This is a genomic window from Mesorhizobium sp. P5_C1, from assembly GCF_054049815.1.
Genome location: NZ_JBFULQ010001012.1, coordinates 1 through 1,211 on the forward strand (window position 1 = coordinate 1; position 1,211 = coordinate 1,211).

A 1,211-nucleotide genomic window follows, 5' to 3' on the forward strand; every position below is an offset into this window, starting at 1 on the left:
ACCCAGATCACCCAGGTCATCAAGGAGACCAGGGTCGAGCCGGTGTCCAGTGTCGATTTCGATATTTCGGTCGGCATTGAGGTTCCCCGGCACAAGATTTGGTTGCATCGTCTGTACCAGCCTACGAAACCTACGAGTATTTCGTATTGGCCGACGGTCGGATCGTCATCGTCGATCCGGACACGCTGAAGATCGTCCTGATTTTGACCTGACGCTGCAGGGCCGAAAAGGCTCGCCACATCGACGTGGCGGGGCCTTTCCACAAGATCTGCCGATGAATCAGATGCTGCGGACGGAACCACAAAGGCCTTTCCGCGTCATAGACGCAGATTCCTGCAGCTACGGAGTTGACATCGATGTTTAGGCTCCTTTTTGTCGTCGTCGCGGCACTCGCGCCCACGCATGCGGCGGGACGGAGGCGGCCAAGCTGGACCAATCCGCCGTCAATCTGACTCAATTCGGCGTCGGCGCGCCGAACAGATCGCGCCCGATTCTCGCCGGTCCTGATCGACGGCCGCCTTTCAGAGAACTTCGCCAAGGCGATTGGGGCCTTTCAGACCGCGAACGGCTTCCATCAGATGGTAAGCTCACTCGGGAGACGTGGGACAAGCTGATCGCAACTTCCGCCAATCCGGTCCTGGTGGCTTATGAGGTGACGCGCAAGGATGTGCGCGGACCCTTCACCAAGCGCATTCCGACTCGCCTCGAGAGGATGGCTCGTCTGTCGAGGCTTGGCTATGACAACGCGGCGGAGAAGATTGGGGAGCGCTTCCACGGGAAGCGAACAATTGCTCAGAAGGCTCAATCCTGGCATCGGCTTCAGGAAGACCGGCACGATGTTGGTGGTCCCAGATGTTGGCCGAGGCGATCCTCCCGCCGCCGTCGCTGGCGTCGAGGTCGACAAGGGCGCTCGGCTGGTGCGCGTGCTTGACACTTCTGGCAGGTGGCTCGCAGTCTACCCCGCCTCGATCGGGAGCAACGAGACGCCGGCGCCAAGCGGTCAGGCAGAGATCAAACGTGTCGTATGCAATCCCACATACCAATACGATCCGGACTTCGCTTTCAAGGGAGTGAAGACTAAGCGGCCCTTCACCATTGCTGCCGGGCCGAACAACCCCGTTGGATCGGTCTGGATCGACCTCTCTATCGAAAGCTACGGCATCCATGGTACGCCCGAACCCGGCAAGATCGGAACAACCTTCTCGCATGGC

General features: G+C 59.8%; 1 protein-coding gene and 1 pseudogene. Both read left to right on the plus strand.

Features of this window, described 5'->3' with window-relative positions:
• Nucleotides 1-212 (plus strand): annotated as a pseudogene (locus tag ACXJ7R_RS33475) (DUF1236 domain-containing protein); the annotation flags it as partial.
• Between the two features lie 576 nt (nt 213-788).
• Nucleotides 789-1,211 (plus strand): L,D-transpeptidase (locus ACXJ7R_RS33480; RefSeq protein WP_457155531.1); only part of this gene is annotated, 423 nt, incomplete at its 3' end.